The organism is Oleiphilus sp. HI0066 (assembly GCF_001635725.1).
In genome coordinates, this window is record NZ_LWFH01000660.1 from 1 (window position 1) to 991 (window position 991).

Annotated in this window: 1 protein-coding gene; it reads right to left on the minus strand. The window is 43.8% G+C overall.

The window, feature by feature from the left end; genetic code table 11:
• The coding region (locus tag A3738_RS08325) for a diguanylate cyclase (protein WP_231876584.1) at positions 1-978 on the minus strand (978 nt) is incomplete at its 3' end.
• Positions 979-991 lie beyond the last annotated feature (13 nt).

The following is a 991-nucleotide window of genomic DNA, read 5'->3' on the forward strand; positions in this document are numbered from 1 at the left end:
TAAGCCACTTTCTTCTGCGATAGAAATAAATAATATTGGGCTAATCATTGTGCCTTCTAATTCCCAGCGAAGCAGTGCTTCAAACCCAATGATTTCTTTACCGGCAGGGCCGTATTGCGGCTGATAGTATGTCATCAGTTGTTTGTTTTCGATGGCATGCTTGAGTTTTGCACCAAGTTCAATGCGCATCATTGCTTCTTCTTCTAATTCTTGAGAAAAGTAAGCGAATTGATTACGTCCTTTATTTTTCGCCAAGTACATCGCTGCATCGGCATTTTTCAAGAGTACGTTCGCGCTATTTTGTGTGCCATCGTACATCGCGATACCGATACTTGCTGCCGCGAAAATTTCATGTTTTTGTACAAAATGTGGTGCTGCCAATGCATCAATAATGCGGTTCGCGACAGTACTGGTATCTGCACTGGAATTTACATCAGTAAGCACTATACAAAACTCATCGCCGCCAAGCCGTGCCACATAATCGATGTCGCGTACACAGCCTTTTAATCGCAGCGCGGTACTACGCAAAAGTAAGTCTCCAACAGAGTGCCCGTATGAATCGTTGACGACCTTGAAGTGGTCAAGGTCAAGAAACATGACGGCGATAGAGCGGCTCTTTCGCTTACTTGTTGAGACGAGTCGAGCAAGGATGTTGGTGATTTGCTCACGATTAAATAAGCCGGTTAATTGATCGTGCTGCGCGTAATCTTGTAAGCGTTTAAATGCTGTTTTTAGGTCTCTTTGTTGTTCTTCGATCACGCGACGTTGGCTATCTAGCTGAAGAAATACGCGTGTCTTAGATTTGATGATCTCGGGCTCGACAGGTTTCTTCAGTATGTCGACAACGCCGCTTTTATAACTCCGTAAGATATCTTCATCATCATTTTTTAGCGCGGTGATAAAGATGATTGGGACATAACGACAACGAGGGCGTGCGTGAATTTCTTTAGCAAAGTCATAGCCCAATATGTCAGGCATCATGATGTCTAGA